General features: G+C 64.0%; 5 protein-coding genes and 1 pseudogene. 3 read left to right on the forward strand and 3 right to left on the reverse strand.

Going from position 1 to position 5,551, the window contains the following annotated elements; translation table 11 throughout:
* Positions 1-93 precede the first annotated feature (93 nt).
* Positions 94-243, reverse strand: a pseudogene (locus tag E1832_RS22765) (LysR family transcriptional regulator); the annotation flags it as partial.
* A 261-nt stretch (positions 244-504) separates the two neighbouring features.
* On the opposite strand from E1832_RS22765, the gene E1832_RS00265 reads away from it, so the two are divergent.
* Both E1832_RS00265 and E1832_RS00270 read left to right on the forward strand, forming a co-directional pair.
* A complete protein-coding gene (locus tag E1832_RS00265; RefSeq protein WP_165978746.1) occupies positions 505-1,632 on the forward strand; it encodes a CaiB/BaiF CoA transferase family protein in 1,128 nt (375 codons plus the stop codon).
* 12 nt (positions 1,633-1,644) lie between these two features.
* Complete coding sequence (locus tag E1832_RS00270; protein WP_133357792.1) at positions 1,645-2,769, forward strand: CaiB/BaiF CoA transferase family protein; 1,125 nt, start codon at positions 1,645-1,647, stop codon at positions 2,767-2,769.
* Positions 2,770-2,869: 100 nt separating this feature from the next.
* Here E1832_RS00270 and E1832_RS00275 read toward each other — a convergent pair whose 3' ends face one another.
* Positions 2,870-4,180 carry a TRAP transporter large permease gene (locus E1832_RS00275; protein ID WP_133357794.1) on the reverse strand — a complete coding sequence of 437 codons (1,311 nt, stop codon included), beginning with the start codon at positions 4,178-4,180 and terminating at the stop codon, positions 2,870-2,872.
* Between the two features lie 2 nt (positions 4,181-4,182).
* Positions 4,183-4,731, reverse strand: a complete 549-nt coding sequence (locus E1832_RS00280) for a TRAP transporter small permease subunit (RefSeq protein WP_133357796.1) — start codon at positions 4,729-4,731, stop codon at positions 4,183-4,185.
* 324 nt (positions 4,732-5,055) lie between these two features.
* Here E1832_RS00280 and E1832_RS00285 point away from each other — a divergent pair.
* Positions 5,056-5,551, forward strand: a 496-nt coding sequence (locus E1832_RS00285; RefSeq protein WP_133357798.1) for an NAD(P)-dependent oxidoreductase, incomplete at its 3' end; no start/stop codon positions are given.

Genomic DNA, 5,551 nt, shown 5'->3' on the forward strand with positions numbered 1-5,551 from the left:
ATGAGGGCCGCACGCTCCAAGGCGCTCGCCCCAAACTGGCCGACTTTTGCTCCGCCACAATGGCCGAATTTTACTCCGCCGTTGACACCTCGAACGCGTGAAAAGCTTGGCCCGCAGCTGGCTCTCAAGAGAGAGAATCTGCTGGCTCAAGGGGGGTTGGGCAATGCCCATGCGTTCCGCCGCGCGCGTGAAGTTGAGTTCTTCGGCGACGGCAAGGAAGTATCGAAGTTGCCGCAGCTCGATCCGCGGCAGATCCTCCAGCACCGGTAGTCGGAGCTTCAGAACCTCGTTGAACATCGTCCCGTTTCCACCGGCCTGACATCCCATACCTCATCCTCCCGCAATGAAGTGCACCCATTGGAGCGAATTTTCCGCCTGGGGCGCATGGATTCGCGACAATAGGGGCTTTCATTTAATTGGTCAAACTCTATAATGGTCAGACCAAGGCGAGACTGCAGGAGCCAGGGCCTTGCAGCGGATGGGGTTTCTGGAGGGAGGACTGTCATGGGACCGTTGAACGGCCTGAAAATCATCGAGATGGGCGGCATCGGGCCCGGCCCGTTCTGCGCCATGCTCATGGCCGATCTCGGAGCAAATGTGCTGAGGATCGACCGCACGACGGATGCCGGACTCGGGGTCAAGAAGCAGCTTCGTCACGATCTGACCCGGCGCAATCGCCCGTCGATCGCGCTCGATCTGAAGTCCGACAAGGGGCGCGAGGCGGCGCTCGAGCTGATCGCGGGCGCCGACGCCCTGATCGAAGGCTTCCGCCCGGGCGTGATGGAGCGGGTCGGCCTCGGTCCCGAGGCTTGCCTGGCGCTCAATCCACGGCTCGCTTACGGACGCCTCACCGGCTGGGGCCAGGCCGGCCCGCTTGCCCAAACGGTCGGCCACGACATCAACTACCTCGCCCTCACCGGCGCCCTCGCGATGATCGGCAGCCGCGAGCAGGGCCCGGCCATTCCGCTCAATCTGGTGGCCGACCTCGGGGGCGGCGCGCTTTACATGGCGTTCGGATTGCTCGCGGCCGTCCTGAATGCCCGGGAGACCGGCAAGGGGCAAGTGGTGGATGCGGCGATCATCGACGGCGTTTCCTCGATGTTGACGACCTTCCGCGGCTTCAGCGCGGCGGGCGCCTGGACACACGAATACGAGAGCAATTTCATCGACGGCGGCGCGCCGTGGTATGCCTGCTACGAAACCGCCGATGGCAAATACATTTCCGTCGGCGCGGTCGAGCGCAAGTTCTACGCCGAGCTGCTCGACGGCATGGGTCTGTCGTCCGATTATCTCGACCGTCAGATGGATCGCGCCTCGTGGCCGGAGCAGAAGATCGTCTTCGCCGAGGTGTTCCGGAGCCGCAATCGCGCCGATTGGGAGTCGGTCTTCGAGGGCCGTTCCGCCTGTTTTGCCCCGGTCCTCACACTAGAGGAAGCCGCGAACCATCCGCAGATGACGGAGCGGGCGGCCATGATCGATATCGCCGGAATCCGCCAGCCCGCCCCGGCCCCCCGGTTCAGCCACTCCATTCCGGACATGCCGGAACCGCCCAGCGAGAGCGGCGAAAACACCGCCGCCGCGCTCACCGCCTGGGGCGTCGATCCCGCAGATTTCGCGCGCGAGTTCAGCTGAGAGGAGCCATCCGTGACCGATAACCAGACAGCCCCACGCCCCTTCAGCGGCCTGCGTGTGGTGGACTTCTCGACTCTCATCGCCGGCCCCTACGGAACGCGCTACCTTGCCGATCTCGGAGCGGAAGTCATCAAGATCGAAACGCCCGAAGGCGACTATCTGCGCACCCAGGCGCCGCTGCGCGACGGGCACAGCACCTATTTCGGCCAGCTCAACTGCGGCAAGAAGAGCGTTGCGCTCAATCTGAAAGACCCGGACACCATCGCGGAGCTGAAAAAGCTCATCGCCACCGCCGACGTGCTGGTCGAGAACTTTCGCCCCGGCGTCATGGCGCGTTTCGGGCTGGACTTCGAGACGCTCGCCGCGCTGAACCCGCGCCTGATCTACTGTTCCGTCTCGGGTTTCGGCCAGGGCGGCTTGGGCGCCGGGCGACCCGCCTATGCCCAGACGATCCACGCGACCTCGGGCCTCGAACTGGTCAACCTGCGCTATCAGGACGAACTGACGCGCCCGGCCAACAGTTGCCTCTTCTATGCCGACGTCCTCTCGGCCGTTTACGCGTTCAGCGCAATCAACGCGGCGCTCTATCACCGCGAGAAAACCGGCAAAGGCCAGTTCATCGACGTCTCGTTGCTCGAAAGCACGATGAACCTCATGCCATACGACGTGCAGGAAGCGCAGTTCCCGGCGCCGATCTCCCGCCCTGTCTACAAGCCCGTGCGCAGCAGCGACGGCTTCGTGATCCTGATGCCGAACACGCAGCGCAACTTCGTGCAGATGGTTCAGGCCATGGGTCATCCGGAATGGGCCGAGGACGAGCGCTTCTGCGACGTCATGGCCCGCTACAACAACTACCCGGCCCTGCTGGCGCAGCTCGAAACCTGGACGATGCAGCACACCAGCGTGGAATGCGAGGAGATCCTGACCGCCGCATCGGTGCCCTGTGCCCGGTACCGCACCATCGCGGAGGCGCTCGAAGACCCGCTCTTCGCCGAACGCGGCGCGTTCCAGACGGTGAGCGACCCGGCGGGCGAATATCTGGTGACCAACCTGCCCTTCAAGATGTCGCAGGCCGAAACGGCCGCCGTTCCGACCGTGTCGGAAGTGGGCGAGTACAAGCTCTCGGATTTTCTCTGATACGCCCTGTACGCCCGCACGGGCGCCCGCTTTCGAACGAGAAAGGCCCACGCTTCCTCCCGCGTGGGCCTTTCCTTTTCAGGGATGCTCCGGTCGAGCGCTAATTCATGTAGTTCGGCAGGAACAGCGTCACCTGGGGGAAGAAGATCAGGATCGCCATGACCACGACTTCCGCCAACAGGAACCAGGTCACGCCCTTGAAGATCTCGCCCAGACTGACGGCATCCTCGACCACGCCCTTCATGACGAAGACATTGAGCCCCACCGGCGGCGTCAGCATTCCAATCTCGATGTATTTCACCAGAATGATGCCGATCCAGACCAGGTTGATGTGGGCGGCGTCGAAGATCGGCAGAAGGATCGGCAGGGTCAGCAGCAGCACGCCCAGCGGATCGAGGAAGCAGCCGAGCACGATATAGACCACCGAGATCGACAGGATGATCACGAGCGGGCTTGCGCCGCCTGCCGCGATCATTTCCGCCAGCAGGTTGGGGATGCCGGAGAATGCGAGAAACCGGGTGAACAGCGCTGCGCCTATGGCGATCAGGATGAGCGTCGCCGTGGTTTCCGCGGCCTCGACAAGGCTCTGTTTGAGGACCTTGAACGAGAATTTGCCTTGCAGGGTCGTCACCAGGATGGCCAGAACCACGCCCGCGGCGCCGGATTCCGTCGCCGTCATGATGCCGCTGTAGATGCCTCCGATCACCGCGAAAACCAGAACGGGCAGCGGCCAGATCGGTCGCAGGATCGCCCAATGGCCCGCCAATGTCAGGCGCTCGCCCTCGTAGGGCGGCGCGAGGGAGGGGTTGAGCTTGACGCGCAGGATGATCAGCGTCGCATAGGCGAAGGCCGTCAACAGGCCGGGCACGATCCCCGCGATCAGCACCTGCCCCACCGGCGCTTGCGCGAAAATCGCATAGAGAACGATGATGATGCTGGGCGGGATCACCGCTCCCAGGGTGCCGACAGCGGTGGCGACGCCGGTGGCAAGCCCCGGATTGTAGCCGCTGGCCAGCATTTCGGGCACGGCCACGCGGCCGAGCGTCGCCGTCGTCGCCATGCTGGAGCCGCTGGCGGCAGCAAAGCCCGCACCGGCGAAGTTGGTTGCAACGGCCAGCCCGCCGGGCAGCCACCCCAGCCAGACCCGCATCGCCTTGTAGAGGCTCGATGTCATGCCCGAATTGGCGATGATCGTCCCCATCAGCAGGAACATCGGGATCGCCGAAAGCGTCCAGTGCGCCGTGAAATCATAGGGGATGCCCTTGATCGCGCCGATGGCGCCATTCATGCCGCGGATCATCCAGAGGCCGATCATCGAGACGATCGACAGCGCGATTCCGACGGGCACCCGGATGGCCAGCAGGACAATAAGCGCGACCAGGCCTGTGCCGCCGATGAGCATTGTATCCATGGTCAGACGCTCCTCCGCGTATTGCCGGCCAGATCGCCGATCCTCCGGTTCTCACCCTTGCCGATCGCCACGGCCAGCCGCAGGATTTGCGCCAGCAGGACGAGGCTGAAGATCGCGCCGCTGATCACCAGGATCCATCGCGACGGCCAGATCTCCAGATTGAAATACTGTGTCAGGGCGAACTCGCCCTTCCGGGTCTTTTCGAGGGCCACGACCAATGAGGCGTAAGTGAAGGCCACGGCGTAGATCAGCGAAATGACAAGCGCGACGAACTCGACCAGCATGCGGGTCCGGGCCGGGGCGCTGTAGACGAGGATGTCCACCGAGATGTTGTGGTCATGCAGCTGCGCATAGCCCAGCGCAAGAAAGGAGGCGGCGACCATGTAGTAGTAGGTGCCGAACTCCAGGGTTCCGGCAATGGGCGCGCCGAACAGGTTTCGCATCGCCACGTCGGCGGTGATGTGAATGGCCATCAACAGCAGGAGCAACGCGGCGAGCCAGAGCGTGGCCTTGGCCGCCAGCGTCGCAAGGCGGTCGATTAATGCGATCATAGATATCCTCCCCGGATTGCTGGAAGGAGGTACTACACCTCCATGTCGCGCAAGGCACCGCCTCCGTAGCGAGGTAAAGTGCACCGCCCCGATCCGCGCGTCCAATACGTTATCGCGGGGCAGTGAGAGGGCAGGGCTATCAAAGGGCTATCTTGTCCACATCTTATCGGCTCGCGCCACTAAGATGCATTTCGTCTTGGCCCTCATCGCTTCGGGCCTCCTAGACTGGGCGCGGGTTTTTCGATCCGCCACAGTCCAGATTGGCCTCGGGAGCATTCGACAGTGAAAATCGGCTTCATTGGTCTTGGCGCCATAGGAACCCCGATGGCGGCGCGCATCGCCGACGCGGGCTATCGGCTTTCCGTCTGGAACAGATCTCCGGCGAAGGTCGCGGAGCTGACCGCGCGAGGAGCGCAGCAGGCCGCAACCCCGGCGGCGCTGGCCGACTCCTGCGATGTCCTGTGCATCTGCGTCACCGGCGTCGCGGCGCTGGAGGACGTGGTCTTCGGCGCCGCTGGCGTCGCCAGGTCCCGGACCCCGCCGGCCTATGTGGTGGATCATTCCACGGTCCCGATGGACGACACGCGTCGCCTGGCGGACCGCCTGAAAGAGGCGACCGGCAGCATCTGGGTCGATGCCCCCGTTTCGGGCGGCATCGTCGGCGCGGAGCGGGGAACCCTCGCCGCCTTCGTCGGCGGCCCCGAACATGCCGTCGACGCCGTCAGGCCGGTTCTCGCCTGCTTTTGCGACAACATCACTCACATGGGGCCAACCGGGACCGGTCAGGCGACCAAGGCCTGCAACCAGATGATCGGCTTCC

This window comes from Antarcticimicrobium luteum, from assembly GCF_004358185.1.
Classification (GTDB): Bacteria; Pseudomonadota; Alphaproteobacteria; order Rhodobacterales; family Rhodobacteraceae; genus Antarcticimicrobium; species Antarcticimicrobium luteum.

What these genes read in the sequence shown, in the direction of transcription:
- E1832_RS00265 (WP_165978746.1), top strand. Translation starts at nt 505, where the DNA reads ATGGGACCGTTGAACGGCCTGAAAATCATCGAGATGGGCGGCATCGGG.
- E1832_RS00275 (WP_133357794.1), bottom strand. Translation starts at nt 4,180, where the DNA reads ATGGATACAATGCTCATCGGCGGCACAGGCCTGGTCGCGCTTATTGTC.
- E1832_RS00280 (WP_133357796.1), bottom strand. Translation starts at nt 4,731, where the DNA reads ATGATCGCATTAATCGACCGCCTTGCGACGCTGGCGGCCAAGGCCACG.